Origin of the sequence: Brevundimonas sp. (assembly GCF_965227765.1) — a bacterium.
Lineage (GTDB): Bacteria > Pseudomonadota > Alphaproteobacteria > Caulobacterales > Caulobacteraceae > Brevundimonas.
On sequence record NZ_OZ245778.1, the window covers coordinates 1385676 to 1400987 of the forward strand.

Annotated in this window: 16 protein-coding genes; 5 read left to right on the forward strand and 11 right to left on the reverse strand. The window is 66.9% G+C overall.

Annotation, left to right across the window (positions count from 1 at the left end; translation table 11 throughout):
* Nucleotides 1-45: 45 nt before the first annotated feature.
* From ACO05L_RS06645 to ACO05L_RS06680, 8 genes are all read right to left on the reverse strand, one after another.
* On the reverse strand, nucleotides 46-624 hold the full coding sequence (locus ACO05L_RS06645; RefSeq protein WP_421731377.1) for an NUDIX hydrolase: 579 nt from the start codon (nucleotides 622-624) through the stop codon (nucleotides 46-48).
* Nucleotides 625-769: 145 nt separating this feature from the next.
* A complete protein-coding gene (locus ACO05L_RS06650) occupies nucleotides 770-1807 on the reverse strand; it encodes a DUF4424 domain-containing protein (protein ID WP_421731378.1) in 1038 nt (345 codons plus the stop codon).
* Between the two features lie 84 nt (nucleotides 1808-1891).
* On the reverse strand, nucleotides 1892-2563 hold the full coding sequence (locus tag ACO05L_RS06655; protein WP_421731379.1) for a hypothetical protein: 672 nt from the start codon (nucleotides 2561-2563) through the stop codon (nucleotides 1892-1894).
* 16 nt (nucleotides 2564-2579) lie between these two features.
* Entirely contained in the window at nucleotides 2580-4925 is a 2346-nt protein-coding gene (rnr, locus tag ACO05L_RS06660) for a ribonuclease R (RefSeq protein WP_421731380.1), read from the reverse strand.
* Nucleotides 4926-4977: 52 nt separating this feature from the next.
* Complete coding sequence (mrdA, locus tag ACO05L_RS06665; RefSeq protein ID WP_421731381.1) at nucleotides 4978-6951, reverse strand: penicillin-binding protein 2; 1974 nt, start codon at nucleotides 6949-6951, stop codon at nucleotides 4978-4980.
* Between the two features lie 11 nt (nucleotides 6952-6962).
* Nucleotides 6963-7187, reverse strand: a complete 225-nt coding sequence (locus ACO05L_RS06670) for a YdcH family protein (protein WP_421731382.1) — start codon at nucleotides 7185-7187, stop codon at nucleotides 6963-6965.
* 50 nt (nucleotides 7188-7237) lie between these two features.
* Nucleotides 7238-7759 carry a TIGR02444 family protein gene (locus ACO05L_RS06675; protein WP_421731383.1) on the reverse strand — a complete coding sequence of 174 codons (522 nt, stop codon included), beginning with the start codon at nucleotides 7757-7759 and terminating at the stop codon, nucleotides 7238-7240.
* A complete protein-coding gene (locus tag ACO05L_RS06680; RefSeq protein ID WP_421731384.1) occupies nucleotides 7756-8382 on the reverse strand; it encodes a UbiX family flavin prenyltransferase in 627 nt (208 codons plus the stop codon). Before ACO05L_RS06680 ends, ACO05L_RS06675 begins: the two co-directional genes overlap by 4 nt.
* 127 nt (nucleotides 8383-8509) lie before the next feature.
* Here ACO05L_RS06680 and ACO05L_RS06685 point away from each other — a divergent pair, with 127 nt between their 5' ends.
* Nucleotides 8510-8683, forward strand: a complete 174-nt coding sequence (locus tag ACO05L_RS06685) for a YdcH family protein (protein WP_421731385.1) — start codon at nucleotides 8510-8512, stop codon at nucleotides 8681-8683.
* Nucleotides 8684-8759: 76 nt separating this feature from the next.
* On the opposite strand, the gene ACO05L_RS06690 is transcribed toward ACO05L_RS06685, so the two are convergent.
* Nucleotides 8760-9425 (reverse strand): DUF1013 domain-containing protein, encoded by a 666-nt coding sequence (locus ACO05L_RS06690; protein ID WP_421731386.1) that lies wholly within the window; start codon nucleotides 9423-9425, stop codon nucleotides 8760-8762.
* A 237-nt stretch (nucleotides 9426-9662) separates the two neighbouring features.
* Here ACO05L_RS06690 and ACO05L_RS06695 point away from each other — a divergent pair, with 237 nt between their 5' ends.
* From ACO05L_RS06695 to ACO05L_RS06705, 3 genes are all read left to right on the forward strand, one after another.
* The gene (locus ACO05L_RS06695) at nucleotides 9663-10334 is read left to right on the forward strand and encodes a beta/gamma crystallin-related protein (RefSeq protein WP_421731387.1); all 672 of its coding nucleotides are present in this window, start codon (nucleotides 9663-9665) and stop codon (nucleotides 10332-10334) included.
* A gap of 83 nt (nucleotides 10335-10417) precedes the next feature.
* Entirely contained in the window at nucleotides 10418-10624 is a 207-nt protein-coding gene (locus ACO05L_RS06700) for a DUF1192 domain-containing protein (RefSeq protein WP_421731388.1), read from the forward strand.
* A 114-nt stretch (nucleotides 10625-10738) separates the two neighbouring features.
* Nucleotides 10739-11260 (forward strand): DUF1465 family protein, encoded by a 522-nt coding sequence (locus tag ACO05L_RS06705; RefSeq protein WP_421731389.1) that lies wholly within the window; start codon nucleotides 10739-10741, stop codon nucleotides 11258-11260.
* A gap of 45 nt (nucleotides 11261-11305) precedes the next feature.
* Here ACO05L_RS06705 and ACO05L_RS06710 read toward each other — a convergent pair whose 3' ends face one another.
* Nucleotides 11306-12901 (reverse strand): L,D-transpeptidase family protein, encoded by a 1596-nt coding sequence (locus ACO05L_RS06710; protein ID WP_421731390.1) that lies wholly within the window; start codon nucleotides 12899-12901, stop codon nucleotides 11306-11308.
* Between the two features lie 192 nt (nucleotides 12902-13093).
* Nucleotides 13094-13318 (reverse strand): 50S ribosomal protein L31, encoded by a 225-nt coding sequence (gene rpmE / locus ACO05L_RS06715; protein ID WP_421731391.1) that lies wholly within the window; start codon nucleotides 13316-13318, stop codon nucleotides 13094-13096.
* A gap of 131 nt (nucleotides 13319-13449) precedes the next feature.
* Between rpmE and ACO05L_RS06720 the strand changes: the two genes are divergently transcribed.
* Nucleotides 13450-15312, forward strand: coding sequence for an ABC transporter transmembrane domain-containing protein (locus tag ACO05L_RS06720; protein WP_421731392.1), 1863 nt, complete (start codon nucleotides 13450-13452; stop codon nucleotides 15310-15312).

Sequence of the window (15312 nt, forward strand, 5' to 3'; positions counted from 1 at the left end):
GAGAGGCTTCGCCGTGTGAAAGCCCAGCTCTTTTATCGGAAGCGGTTATTCGTGGCTGACGACGTGTCGGCCGGCGACCATGCGAACGAAGGGCAGGGGACGATTCGGCGTCTCCAACCGTTCCGCGACCTCGGCCAGAACGAAGCGGGTGATCGAGGGAAGCTCCAGTGCGCGCGCCTCGTCCAGGGGCAGCCAGGCGATCTCGTCCAGTTCGCCCGAACCGGAGATCTGGTCCTTGGACATCAGGGCGTCGGCGTCGGCCATGAAGAAACGCGCATCGAACCGGCGGGTGCGACCGGGCGGTGTAATCGCCCGCGCGACATAGGTCAGGGACGCCAGGTCGGGCAGGGCGCCTAGGGCCCGGAACTCTCGCCACGGGCCGGCGACTGATGCTGCGGGGGCCGGCCGGCCCAATACCAGTCCCGTCTCCTCGAAGGTCTCTCGCACGGCGGCCAGCGCCAAGGCGCGGGCGCGCGACGGCGTCACTTCTCGCGCCAGCAGAGCGGCCGATTGGGCATCCAGGTCGGTCGCAGACGCCGCGTGATGGTCGGCCCGCTCGATTCGTCCGCCCGGGAAGACCCATTTGGACGCCATGAAGACGTGGCCTGCCGCACGGCGGCCCATCAGCACCGCCGGCGAGCTTCGGCCCCTGACAATGATAACGGTGGCGGCATCCTTGGGACGCATCCGCACGCCCGGTGCGCCTCTGGGGGCGTCCCTGAGGTCCTGTTCGGCGTCGAAAGGGTTAAGGGGCGGGCGAGGGGCCGCTTTAGGGTTCTGAGTCACCGTGAAGAATTAGCACCGACAGATCGCGCGTGGGGACGAAATCGCGGTGGCGCACCTCGAACTGGGTCGGGCTGATTTTCCGAACCCCGGTGGCGCAGAAACTGACCAGGGCGCTGGGCGATCCCTTGTCGACGACCAGGCGGAAATCGCCGATGGGCTCGGCCCAGTTGGCCCCGGTGACCAGGACATAGTCGATCCAGGTTTCGGGCAGGACCTGATCTGGAACGCGCTTGCGCCGGGCTGCGGCGATGAAGTCGGGGTCGGTGCAATACTGGGCGGCATAGCGGGCCTGCTCGCCTTGCCAGTAGGCCTGAGCCTCGGCGTCGCCTTCCAGGTCGGTGCGACCGATCAGGGTGTCCACCGTGCCGCCTGCGGCGGGGGTATAGCGGTGGTCGATGCCGATCTCGCGTCCGGCGGGAAAGACCTGGGTCCAGTAGTGGGTGGTTTTCAGGGTCCACAGGGGGGTGATGTCGGGATGGGCGACGCCGTCGTCGCCGGTATAGCCGCGATCCTCGACCAGGCCCTGGGCCTCAAGCCTGGCCAGTACCTCCGGCGACAGGGCGGTAAGCGCGGCTCGCGTCTGATCCAGATAGGGATGCACCGGCACGCCGTTCGCCGTCAGTTCAGCCGTGAAGTCGACGCCGCCCAGCAAGGCCTTCTGCTCGACGTGGGTCGGGGCGGCGACGCCATCGACCGTGGTGGTGAAGGGCGTCGGTTCCGTCGGGTCTTCGAACGAGACGCCCAGATCGCTTTCGGAGCCGCCGGGAATGTCGGGCATCGGGAAGGCGACAATGGTGGAGATATCAGCGGCTGTGCGATTGAAGAATCGGTATTTCACCCGGATCTCGCGGGCCGAGACATAGAGGTCCTCTGACCGCATGACGATGCCGTCGGTGCGTTCCAGCACCAGCCCGCCCGCGCCCATGGAGGCGGTGGTGTCGTTCGCCGACGCCGTCCCCGACAGGGCAGCCGTCAGGATGATCGCGGCGGAGAACGGGGCGGCCCATCTGGATCGGAACATTCGGCTTCTCCCTCTTGGAGAGACCGACGTTAGGCGGGTTGGCGCGGCGATCAAGCCGATGCGTGGTCGATCGGCTTCAGATGTCTAGATCAGGGCGATGGGGATCAGGATCGCAATCAGGAAGACAAGGGCTCGCACAACGGCCCAGGCAGCGATCAGGCTCGCTTTGGTCCATGAGGTCGCCAGCTTGTTTCGAAACCATGTGGTCTGGACGGCGAGGAACCACAGGCCGCCGCCGGCCATCATGGCGAGGCCGAGAGCGTTGGGAACGTCAGGCCGCTGAAAGACGACACCGCCCGCCGAGACGAAGACGGTGCAGGGGGCGGCCAGATAGCATTGCGCATAGAAGGGCGCGCGCAGGCTTTCGCGGCCGATCTTCTTTCCCTGCCGGTGCAACAGGCTGGCGGCGGCTACCAGTGGGATCAGACTGAACACCAGCGAGCGGAACAGCATCAGGTTCTGGGGCGACGCCGTCACCGTATGCAGCAGTTCGGACCCGTCCATCCGTTCGGCCGGGACGTGCAGGGCGGTGGCCAGGGCGTTGACGATGACAATGGTCGCCAGCAGCACAAGCGGAGGGCTGAGGGCGTCATCGTAGCGGTGCGCCTCGTCGTCGGCCTGTTCGCGGTCGGAATAGTCCATGGCGGCGATGGGATTGCGCACGATCCGCCACATCGTCAGCGGATAGAAAATCAACCAGCTGGCGGCTTCGAACAGGAACTCCTCGAAGCTCCGCAGGATCTTCAGGAAATCCACCCGCCAGCCCTCCGCCTTACTTCCGTTTGCCTTTGCGCACGCCCTTGAGACCGCCTGAGGGGCGACCGCCCTTTGGGGGCTTGGGACCACCGGGACGCCCGCTGCCACGCTTGGGCGGGCCATTGCCGCCAGGACCTCGGTCACGCGCGCGGACGCCGTAGCGGGGGGCGGGGGCGTTGGGATCGCGCGGTTCGGGGTCGGACAGCATCTCGAACAGCAGGCCCCCCGTGACCGGGGTCGCTTCCTTCAGCTTGACCTGTACGGGGCGGCCCAGGGTGTAGCGCTGCCCCGAGCGCTCGCCGACCAGGGCGTGGGCGCGGTCGTCGTGGGTGAAATACTCGTTGCCCAGGGACGATACGGGCACCAGGCCGTCGGCGCCGGTGTCCTCCAGCCGCACGAACAGGCCGAACCGGGTGACGCCGGTGATCCGTCCTTCGAAGGTGGCGCCGATGTGATCTTCCAGGAAGGCGGCGACATAGCGGTCCATGGCGTCGCGCTCGGCGGCCATCGAGCGGCGCTCGGTCTGGGTCACGTGTTCGGCGGTGGACTGAAGCTCGGCGATCTCCTTGTCCGTCAGGCCATCCGAACCCAGCTTCAGCGCCCGGATCAGACCCCGGTGGACGATCAGGTCGGAATAGCGCCGGATCGGCGAGGTGAAGTGGGCGTAGCGATCCAGGTTCAGGCCGAAGTGACCGACATTGTCCGGCGAATAGATCGCCTGCATTTGCGAGCGCAGCACCACCTCGTTGACGACATCGGCGTGGGGGCCGTCGCGCGTCTCGTCCAGCAGCTTGTTGAACCGCTTGGTGGTGGGGGGCTCACCCTTGTTCCACGGCATGGCGATGGTGGTCAGGAAGTCGGCCAGGTTGAACGTCTTCTCCTGACTGGGCGTCTCGTGGACGCGGTAGATCAGGGGGACCTTCTTCTGCTCCAGCGTCTCGGCGGCGCAGACATTGGCCTGGATCATCATCTCCTCGATCAGCCGGTGGGCTTCGAGGGATTTGCGCGGGACGATGGCGGCGATGCCCCCGTCCTTGCCCATCAGGATGCGGCGTTCGGCGCTCTCGATCTGAAGCGGGCTGCGCTTCAGCCGCCCCTTCAGCATGGTGTGGTAGGCGTTCCACAGCGGATAGAGGATGGCCTCCATGATGGGGCCGGTCGTGTCGTCGGTCCCGCCGCCATTCTCGACACCGTCGATGGCGGATTGGGCCTGCTCGTAGCTGAGCTTGGCGTGGCTGCGCATCAGGCCGCGGTGGAACTTGTGGCCCGTCTTCTTGCCGTTCTTGTCGAAGACCATGCGCACGGCCAGGGTGGCGCGGTTCTCGCCCTCCTTCAGGCTGCACAGGCCGTTCGACAACCGCTCGGGCAGCATGGGCTCGACCCGGTCGGGGAAATAGGTGGAGTTGCCCTTGGCCCTGGCCTCGCGGTCCAGCTGGGTGCCGTAGCGGACATAGGCGGCGACGTCGGCGATCGCGACCCAGACGATCCAGCCGCCCTCGTTCTTCGGATCATCGTCGCGCTGGGCATAGACGGCGTCGTCGTGGTCGCGCGCGTCGGCGGGGTCGATGGTGATGAATGGGATGTCGCGCAGGTCGTCGCGGCCCTTCAGCGTCGGCAGGTCCTGGTTCTCGGCCTCCTTCTCGACAGCCTCCGAGAAACCGGTCGGGACGCCGTGGGCGTGGATGGCGATCAGGGAGGCGGCGCGGGGGTCGTCCTCCTTGCCGATCTTCTCCAGGATCTTGCCGCGCTTGGGACCATAGCGCTGCTCCGACTTCTCGATGGCGGCCAGGACCAGGTCGCCGTCGCGCAGGTCCTCGGCCAGCAGTTGCGGGATGATCAGCACGTCCTTGGAGCGGCGGTCGACCGGCTCGACGCGGGTCTCGCGGTTGGACTTTCGGATGACGCCCAGGACGCGGTTGCCGTCCGAATCCAGCTTCTTGACGACTCGCGCCTCCCAGCCCTCGGCTCCGCGCTCGAACTTGACCAGCAGCCGGTCGCCCATGCCGGGGGCGGGGCCGGTCTTGCCGGACTTGTCGGGCACCAGAACGGCGCGCGGCGCGTCCTTGGATGCCTCGACCAGACGGACATACATCTCGCCGTCGATGTCCTTTTCGACCACATCGACGACGCCGACGGGGGGCAGCGCGCCGGCCTCGGAGAAGCCCTTCTTGCCGCGCTTGCCGAGTTTGCCCTCGGCCTCCAGTTCGCGAAGCATTTCGCGCAAGGCGCGGCGTTCTGCGCCCTTCAGGCCAAAGGCGCGGGCCAGGTCGGTTTTGTCGGCTTCCCCCGCTTCGCGCAGGAAGCGCAGCAGGGTCTCCTTGTCAGGGAGGCCGGAGGCGGGACGTTGGGGCATTTTGGCCATGACGCCAGCCTAGCACGCGAGTCGCGGCCGGGCGCGAGAAAGACGCCGGGATTCAGGTGGGTGGCGGCGTATCCGGCGTTGCGGCGGCTGCGTCTTCGCCTCGCGCCTCGGCCTCGCGGACCCCGGCGTCCTCGGGGGCTTCGAAACCTGCCTGCTCGATGCGGGCGCGGATCTCGGGATCTTTCAGCAGGGCGACCTTCATCACTTCGCGCGCTCGAGGCGCCCCGGCCGTGCCTCCGCCCAGACCGCCGTGCTGCACGATCACCGATACGGCGTAACGCGGATTGTCGGTCGGCGCATAGGCGATGAACAGGTTGTGGTCCTTCTGCAGCCAAGGCCTGCCGCCGCTCTTGCGCGAGCCCGCGCCATAGTTCTGCGCCTGGGCCGTGCCGGTCTTGCCCGCCATCTTGACGGCGCCCAGGCCGAGTTGGCTGTTGCGGAAGCCGGTGCCGCCCACGTCGGTCACGGCCTCCATGCCGTCGCGCAGCACCTGGAACAGATCCGCATCGTAGGGCAGGTCGCTGAAGGGCGCGCCCGTCTGTTCCACGCCGCCGACCGATTTGAACAGGCGCGGCATGACCGCCTTTCGGCCATTGGCGATGCGGGAAGTATAGACGGCCAACTGCAGGGCGTTGACGGTCAGGGCACCCTGGCCGATGCCATAGCTGGGGGTTTCACCGGGATACCAGTTGCCGTCGCCCCGAACGGGATTTCGGCGACGCCATTCCCGGTCCGGCACCAGTCCCGTCTTCTGATTGTCGACGCCGATGTCGAAGTCCTGGCCAAAGCCCATGTCGCGGGCGGTCTGGGCGATGGCGTCGGGACCCATCTCGGTGGCCAGGGTCATGAAGTAGACGTTGCAGGAATTCTTGATCGCCCCGCGCATGTCCAGCGCCCCATGCCGTCCCAGGCAGGCGAAGCGGCGGCCGAGATAGAAGCCGCCGGTGCAGACGATGCGGCGGTTGGGGTCCACGCCGCGCTTCATCGCCGCCAGACCCACGATGGGCTTGAAGGTCGAACCGGGTGCGAAGGTGCCGTTGATGGTCTTGTCGAGCAGGGGCTTGCGCTCGTAATCGGCCAGGGCGCGATAGGTCCGCGTGGGCACGCCGCTGACGAACAGGTTGGGGTCGAACGACGGCGCCGACATCATGCACAGGATGTCGCCGTTCCTCACGTCCATCACCACGCACGCGCCGCTCTCGTCGCCGAACACCTCCAGCGCCCGGTTCTGCACGTCGGCGTCCAGGGTCAGGACCACGTCCTTGCCGTTGATGGCCGGACGCGAGCCGCCGATGTCCTCCGCCACCACCCGGCCGCGTGCGTCGACCTCGACCCGCTTGCCGCCCGCCTCGCCGCGCAGGTCGGCGTCCAGCGCCTTTTCCACGCCCGAGCGACCGATGCGGAAGCCAGGGTTGAACAGGATGGTCGGTGGTTCCTGGCCCTTGTCGCGGATGGCCTTGATGTCCCGGTCCGAGACCTTGGCCACATAGCCGATGACATGGGCGAACGACCCGCCATAGGGATAGAAACGCGCCTCGTTCATGTCGGCCATGACGCCCGGCAGTTCGGGGGCGTAGAGGTTGACCTTGGCGAACTCCTCCCAGGTCAGGTCGCTCTTGACCGGAACCGGGGTGAAGCGGGGCGCGGCGTTGACGTCGCGGATGATGGCGCGCCGGCGCTCCAGCGTGTCGGGCAGCAGCCGACCCAGCAGGTCCAGGGTCTGGTCCAGGTCCTTGGTCTCGTCGCGCACGACCAGGACGCGGAAACTGGGCCGGTTGCCAGCGATGACCACGCCGTTGCGGTCCAGGATGCGTCCGCGCGGCGGCGGCACCAGGCGAAAGTTGAACTGGTTATTGGTCGCCAGGGTCGAATATTCCTGGGCCTGGACCACCTGCAACTGCCCCAGCCGCATGGTCAGGGCGCCGATGCCCAGAGCCGTCAGCCCGCCGACGACGAAGGTCCGGCGCAGGAAGGAACCCTGACGCTCGTTGACGTCGGAAAAGAAGATGGCGGGTTCGTTGCTCATCTGATTGCGGGTCAGGCGATGATGTCGGGAAGAATTCGGCTTTCGATCTTCACGATCTCGTCGCGCAACTGCAGCTTCTTGCGCTTCAGCCGGGCGATCCGCAGCTGGTCGGGCACCGGCATATGGCTGAGCGCCTCGATGGCGGCGTCGAGGTCGGAATGCTCCTGGCGCATCAGCTTGACCTCGGCGTGGAGCGCCTGCTCGTCGTCGCTCAGGAAGGGGTCGTCGTCGTTCATGAATCAGTCCCGGCCATCCTCACGGAGGCCCGATTTGTATAGCCGAGCCGTCACCGAGCCGGAAGGCCGTCGAGGAGCGCCGGCGCATCGTCCAGTCGGGCCGCAAGCAATTGGAGGGCCTGGCGGGGGACGACCCGATCCCAGACCCGCGCCGTCGCGGTCAGGCCGTCGATATAGGGTCGAGGTGCGGCTGAAGATGTAGGGCCAATGCCTTGCAGGGCGGCGAGCAGATGGCGCTCGGCCGCCAGCTCCGCAGCCTTGACCTGCTCGCGCACGGCTTCGCGGGCGGCGGGGTCGAGGTCGGGGATCATGCGCTTCAGGGTGCGGCGAACGGCCCGCAGGGGCTCAATAGTCGTGTCCGCCCAGGTCCGGGCCGTGTCGCAGGCCGCCTCGATGTCTTCGGCGTCCGGGCGGCGTCCCGTTGCGGCGCACCAGCCTGACCACAGCAGCAGCGGCACGTTCTGGTCGTGATGATCCTGAAGCGCCAGACAGGCCTCGGCGACACCGGGCGCGCCATAGGCGATTAGGGACCAGTCCCACAGATCGGCCGGACTCTTCTCAGCCAGGCTCATTCGCCCGCGCCCTTCAGCCCGCTCCAGCGTTTTACCGGCGACCAGTCGAGGCCGAACAGGTCCAGGGCGCGGCCGACGGACTGGTCGATCATCTCTTCGATGGAGGCGGGTTTGGCATAGAGGGCGGGCAGGGGGGGCGCGATGACGGCTCCCATCTCGGCCAAGGCTGTCATGGTGCGCAGGTGACCCAGGTGGAAAGGCGTCTCGCGCACCATCAGCACCAGTGGACGCCGTTCCTTCAGCACCACGTCGGCTGCGCGGGTGAGCAGGGAGGAGGTCACGCCGGTCGCGATCTCGCTCATGGTCTTCACCGAGCAGGGTGCGACGATCATGCCCAGGGTCTTGAACGATCCAGACGCGATGGAGGCGCCGACATCGGCCAGCCGGTGCGACACGGTGGCGCGCCCGGTCAGGTCGTCGGGGCTCAGATCCGTTTCCTGCGACAGGGTCAGCAGGGCCGCGCGGGTGACCACCAGATGGCTCTCGATCCCGAGATCATTGAGCGCATCCAGAACCCGGACCCCGTAGGCCGCGCCGGAGGCTCCGGATATTCCAACGATCAGCCTGGAGGGCGCCGGCTCAGCCGAAAGGTTCCGTACGGCTCCGTTCACATCATGGTCCATATTGGTGGTCAGGCTCTTGAGTGTCTGGAGATGATGAACGGCCCGTTGACGTCACCGAACCGTGATTTCACAGGCCGCAAATCCAGGCGCTCACTACCGTGGTCCCTTAGACATGGAGGCGCAAGCCATGACCATCGAAGCTCGTATCCGCGAACTGGGAAATCGTCACCGTCAGCTGGATGAGACTATCCAGCGGGAGATGCACCGACCGGCCGTGGACCCGCTGCAGGTCAGGGAGCTGAAGCAGAGAAAGCTTCGGCTCAAGGAAGAGATCACCGGTCTTGAGGCCCGGGCCGGATAGCCGGCTGCCAGGTCGAAGAATTGCGAAGGCCCCGGGAGCGATCCCGGGGCCTTTTTCTTTTCCGACGAGAGGACCGTCAGTCCTTGGTGCCGAAGACCGAGGCGGCGGTGGGTTCGGCGACGTGGCGTTCGCGGGCCTCGGGGACGAACTCGGGCTCGGCGGGTTCGGCCTCGACGGGCTGGATCGTGCCGCCGCCCTTCTTGAGGTCGTCCTTGTTCTTCTTGTCGGCGGCCTTGGAGACCAGGTCGTCCAGGGCCAGTTGGCCGACCAGGCCCAGGGTCACGGGATCGACCGGCTTGATGTTGGCCGAGTTCCAATGGGTGCGGCTGCGCACGCTCTCGATGGTCGACTTGGTGGTGCCGAGCAGTTTGGAGATCTGGGCGTCCGTCACCTCGGGGTGGTTGCGGACGAACCAGGCGATGGCGTCAGGGCGATCCTGGCGACGCGAGACGGGGGTGTATTTCGGCGCGGGCTTGGCCGACTTCAAAAGTTCGGCGTGGCGGCTGACGATGGCCTTCATGCGGTAGTCGGCGTTGTCCTGGGCCTTGTCCAGCTCTTCGCGGGTCAGCTGGCCGCCAGTGATGGGGTCCACGCCGCGGATGTCGCGCGCCACGTCGCCGTCGGCGATGCCGCGCACTTCCAGCGGGTGCAGGCCGCAGAAGTCGGCGATCTGCTCGAAGGTCAGGGACGTGTTGTCCACCATCCAGACGGCGGTGGCCTTGGGCATCAGGATGTCGGTCATGGCGGTCGTCCCGGGGGTTGGCCCGTCTCGGCGGGCGCTTGATACGGCGGCGCCCGACCTTTCGGCCGGGCGCGATGATCGAGATATAGGCGGTTTTGGAGTAAAAGAAAACGGAGTCCGACAGTTACTGTCGATGACGTACAGCGCAGGTTCACCTTGGCGGTTCAACAATGGGCCATCGGATGAACACCGGGCCTTCGGACGCATTGTTGTCGGAAGGATGTTGAGGAGGGACACATGACCAAGATCGCCATTTCCACCCTGGCCGTCGCCGCCGCCCTGGCCGCGCTGGCTCCCATGTCCGCCGCTGCGCAGGACAACGCCCGCCACGGACGCCCCGGCGGCGGCTGGAACGACGACCGCGCGTCGATCACCGTCTATCGCGACGCCTGGTATCAGGGCCAAAGCACGACCTATTCGGGCGAGATCGCCGACCTGGGCCGTACGCCCTTTAACGACCAGATCAGTTCGATGCGGTTCCACGGGCGATGGGAAGCCTGCACCGACGCCTATTTCCGCGGCCAATGCCAGACTTTCAGTGACAGTGTCGGTGATCTGGCCCGCGTCGGCATGAACGACCGGATTTCGTCGCTGCGTCCGTCGGGCAGAGGCGGCAATGGCGGAGGATGGGGCGGCGGATCACAGCGCGACTCCATCACTGTCTTCAAAGACAGCGATTTCAGCGGCCGGTCGATGAGTTTCAATGATGAGGTGGTCGATCTGCGGCCCTTGGGCTTCAACGACGAGATCAGCTCCATCCGCCTGCGTGGCGCCTGGGAGGTGTGTGAGGACAGCTATTTCCGGGGGCGGTGTCAGATCGTGCAAGGTGATGTCCGCACCCTGCGGGACATGGGCCTGAACGACCGGATTTCGTCGATGCGGCCTGCCCGCCGGGGCGGCGGCCGGTAAGACCTTGCATTCGGCCGTGTCCGGGCGCTCAAATGCCTGCCGGATACGGTCGTATCGCAAGATTGTCGTCCAGGGAGGCGGTGATGAGTTTCGAGGATCTTGAACCCCGGTCGGCGCGGGGAGCCTCTGTAGCGGCCCTGTCGCGCGAGGACCTGGACCTCTATTCCCAGGAAGAATTGCACGAGCGGATCGGGGCCCTGCAGTCGGAAATCGACCGGGCCCGGAGCGCTATCGACGCAAAACAGGCCAAGAAGAGCGCTGCGGACGCCCTGTTCAGTTTTCGCGGATGACATTTGTCGATGCCATCTCGCGTGGCATGGCCGTTGCAGGTATGGGCTCGACGGCGCCCTCGTGGCCCGACAACGGGACGCGAGCAGGTATAATCCATGGGTATGGTTGAGTTGATGGCCAGCGACGCAGAACAGTCCGCCGCTCCGAAGGGGCAAAGGTCCCGCTCAGGCGAGATCCGGGATTTCGCGCGCTCGGAACTGTTCGACCGCACCTTCCAAGAGGGCATGGATCTGGTCGAGGAGACCGCAGCCTATCTGGATGGCGACGGACGGCGGGAATCCAAGCTGCTGTCACGCGCGGCTGCCCTGACCTATGCCGGTCAAAGCATGAAGCTGACCACCCGGCTGATGCAGATCGCCTCCTGGCTGCTGGTGCAGCGGGCGGTGCGGGAAGGGGATATGGAGCCTGATGCGGCTTGCGACCCCCGTTATCGCCTGAACGAGCGCAAGATCGAGGATCAGCCGGTCGGTACGGAGCTGCCCATCGCCCTGATCGAATACATGGTCCGTGCGGACAAACTGCATGACCGGGTGCTGTATCTGGATCGTCGAATGTATCTGGACGCCCCGGCCGAGGCCGAGGTCAACCCGGTGCTGAGCCAGCACGGGATGCTGGAAGCCGCGTTCAGGCTGTAATCGGTACCGGCCTTCTCCATTCCCCTGAGGGAAGGGAGGGTTTCGCTACGGCCCGACGTCGTTGGCGTCGACCGGCGCGTCGGCGACGACGCTGGGCAGGCTGACGGCGATGCCCAAAGCCTGGGCCAGTTTCTCATCACGCTTGTAGACGTCCTCGCGGAAGGCGACGCGCGCCTGGCCGTCGACGAAGGCGGTCCAATAGAGCAAGCGGACGCCGATCTCGCGGCCGGTCTGGATGCGTTCAGTCTCGCGCGTCACCTGGGCGTTGTCGAACTGGGACAGGCGCGTGGGATCGGGCGACAGGAGCAGACGGGCGAACTCAACCGCGCCCTGGACCCGCACGCAGCCGTGCGAACGCTGGCGGACCGTCAGGTTGAAGGCGCCCTTGGACGGGGTGTCGTGCAGGAAGATGGCGTAGCTGTCGCGCAGTTCGAACTTCACATAGCCAAGCGCGGCCTGGGGGCCGGCGCGCTGGATGACCTGGCCGTTCTGGACGTACATATCGCGCGCGGCCAGATAGGCCGGGCCGTTGGGCAGGATTTCGCGACGGGCGATGCCGGCCGGGACATACCAGGGCGGGTTGGCCACGACCGAGGCGAAGGGCTTTTCGAGACTGGGTGTCTGGTTCTCGGGGCTGCCGACCACGACCCGGTTGGAGTGAACCGGGCGACCGTCCTTCCAATAGACCATGATGGCGGCGGCGGTGTTGACCTCGATCCGCTCGGGGCTGAGCTCACGCTTCAGCCAGCGACGGCGTTCCAGGTTCAGCGCGATCTGGCGTGCGCGATCGTCGGCCGAGGCCCCAAGCGAGCGTTGGGTGCCCGCGCCGATCCGGGCGTCAGCGGCCAGGCCGTGGCGGGTCTGGAAGCCGCGCACGGCGGTCTGGAGTTCGGGGCCATAGACCAGGCCTTCGGCCTTGAGGCGGGCGCCGTCGGCGGCGCTGAGGTCGCCTTCGGCCACCAGTCGGGTGATCAGGGCCGGGATGCGGTTGTCGCTCTGGCCCGGCTCGATGCCCGCGCCCTGGTTGAACGTCGGCCAGCCGCCGTCGCGGCTGAGGCGGCGATAGCGCGTGTAGCCAGCCGACAGGTTGGTATAGCCTATGTCCGAGGGGGCCAGGCCGTCGAACCATTCGACGATCCGGTCGCGGGCGATGGCGTCCGAGAGGCCGACCGGCAGATCGACGCGGTTTTTCTCCATCTCCCACAGCTCTTCGACCGTCTCGGGCGCGACACGCCCTTCGGCCAGCACGCGGCCATAGGCGAGTGCGGCGGCGGTTGTGCGGACGTCGCTGCTGGCCGGATCTGCGGCCAGACCCACGAAGTCGAAGAAGTCGGCGGCCGACAGCCCGTGACGATCCGCCTTGCGCGACGCCGTGTTCAGCTTGGACAGCCGGGCCGGGGTCCAGATCGGGCGCCAGCCATTCAGGTGATAGAAGGCGCGCACGTCGGCCTGGATGGCGGCGGGCAGGCGAGCGACCTGGGCGGTATAAAGGGCCTCGCTGTCGATCGGCGCAGGCTGGATCGCGGGCGCGCCCCGTCCGCGACGCGGCGTGGTCTGGCCTGTATTGCTCTGGGCGGCGCTCGTTCCCGCAGCGGCCATGGCGGCTGTCGCGATGCCGAAGCTGAGTTCCCGTCGATTCATCGTCGTCCGCTTTATAAGGTCATCGCCACATCGTCCTGATCGCTGGAAGGCCGGGGATCAGGGGACGCCGCGGGACCGGAAGGACCCGCTGGGCTCATGGTATCGAGGTTCTGGCCAAACAAAAAGCGCCGGTCTCGCGACCGACGCCTTTCGTGATGTCGCAGGGGGCGCGGCGTGCCGGCCCGATACGGCCTACTTCTTGATGAAGCCGCCGAACTTGTTGTTGAAGCGCGACACGCGACCACCACGGTCCAGCATCTGCTGGTTGCCGCCGGTCCAGGCCGGGTGGGTCGAGGGGTCGATGTCCAGGTTCAGCACTTCGCCCTCTTTGCCGTAGGTCGAACGCGTTTGATACGTGTCGCCATTCGTCAGGGTGACAGTGATGAAGTGGTAGTCGGGGTGCGTGTCCGCTTTCATGGTCGTCGTCCGGTCTCTGCGCGGTGACGATGCCGACCGTCTGTGCGCGAAAATGAGAAATCCCGCCTGCGAGGGGCGGGAATGAGCGGCGGCGTTTACACTGGGGGGCGATCCGGGGCAAGAGGCGCCTCATGACGGATATCCAGACGGCAGACGTATCACCTTCCGCCCGTGCGGGGGGCGCCGCCGGTCGTCCCGGCGCCGGCGCCCTGCTGGCCGAACAGATGGGAGAGGCCGGGCAACGCCGCGACCGCCGCCGCGACGTGCGGCCCCTGGGGCGACTGCTGCCCTATCTGATGCAGCACAAGCTGGACGCCTTGCTGGCCATGTTCTGGCTGTTGATGTCCACCACGGCCTCGCTGGCCCTGACGGCGACGGCGCGCGGGGCCATCGACCAGGGTTTCGAGGCGGGCGGGGCGCAGTTGAACTTGTGGTTCGGGGTGCTGGGCGTCAACGCCCTGGCGCTGGGCGCGGCGACAGCGGCCCGGTATTTCTATGTCACCAAGACCGGTGAACGGATGGTGGCGGATATGCGCACCGGTCTGTTCGGTCGCATCCTGACGCTAGACCCTTCCTTCTACGCCTCCATGCGGACCGGCGAGGTGCTGTCGCGCCTGACGACCGATATCGCCCTGGTCGAGACCCTGCTGACGACCTCGGTCTCGTATGCGTTGCGCAACTTCCTGACCATGATCGGCGGGATCATCATGCTGTTCATCGTCAGCCCCAAGCTGACCGGCATGGTGCTGCTGATCACCCCCCTGCTGCTGGGGCCGGTCTTCCTGTTCGGGCGCAAGGTGCGTCAGTTGACCGTCAAGTCCCAGGACCGTTTCGCCAACGCCGTCGGGTTCGCCGGTGAAAGCGTCGACGCCATCGAGACGGTACAGGCCTTTGGCCGGGTCGGCAGCGCGGTCGCTCGGTTCGGCGACGCGGTCGAGGCCGCGTTCGCCGTCTCCCTGACCCGGATCAAGGCTCGGGCGATCATGACGGTGATGATCATCGTCGTCATGTTCGGCGGCGTGACCCTGGTGCTGTGGCTGGGCGCGCAAGACGTGTTAGCCGGGTCCATGTCGCCGGGAGCCCTGCTGCAATTCGTGCTGCTGTCGGTCTTTGTCGCCAGCGCCGTGGGCGCGCTGGGCGAAAGCTGGGGCGATGTGCAGAAGGCGGCTGGCGCCATGGAGCGGGTCGACGAACTGATGCGCAGCGAGCCGTCCATCGCCGCCCCGCCCCAGCCGCTGCTGTTGCCGGAACCGCCCTTGGGCGAGGTGGCGATGGCCGGGGTGCATTTCGCCTATCCCGGACGCCCTGATCTTCCGGCCTTGAAGGGCTTCAGCCTGACCGTGCGGCCGGGGGAGACCGTGGCCCTGGTCGGGCCTTCGGGTGCGGGCAAGTCGACGGTCTTCCGCCTGCTGCTGCGCTTCTATGATCCTCAGTCGGGGCTGGTGTCGCTGGATGGCGTCGATGTGCGCCAGGCCGATCCTACCGAGGTGCGCAGCCGCTTCGCCTGGGTGTCGCAGGAGGCGCCTCTGTTCTCGGGTTCCGCGCTGGAGAACATCCGGTTCGGCCGCGAAGCCGCCACCGAGAACGAGGCCCGCGCCGTCGCCGATGAGGCCCAGGCCCTGGGCTTCATCGAAGCCCTGCCCGAAGGTTTCGCCACGCCGCTGGGCGAACGGGGCAAGAGCCTGTCGGGCGGACAGCGCCAGCGCTTGGTCATCGCCCGCGCCCTGGTCCGCGACGCCCCGATCCTTTTGCTGGACGAGGCGACCAGCGCGCTCGACGCCGAGAACGAACAACTGGTGCAGCAGGCCCTGGACCAGGCCATGGAAAGCCGCACCACCCTGGTCATCGCCCACCGACTGGCCACCGTGCTGCGCGCCGATCGGATCGTGGTGATGGAGGAGGGGCGCGTGGTCGAAGAGGGAACCCACACGGACCTGGTCGCGCGCGGCGGCCTCTACAGCCGGCTGGCCCGGCTCCAGTTCGGCGCGGAATGA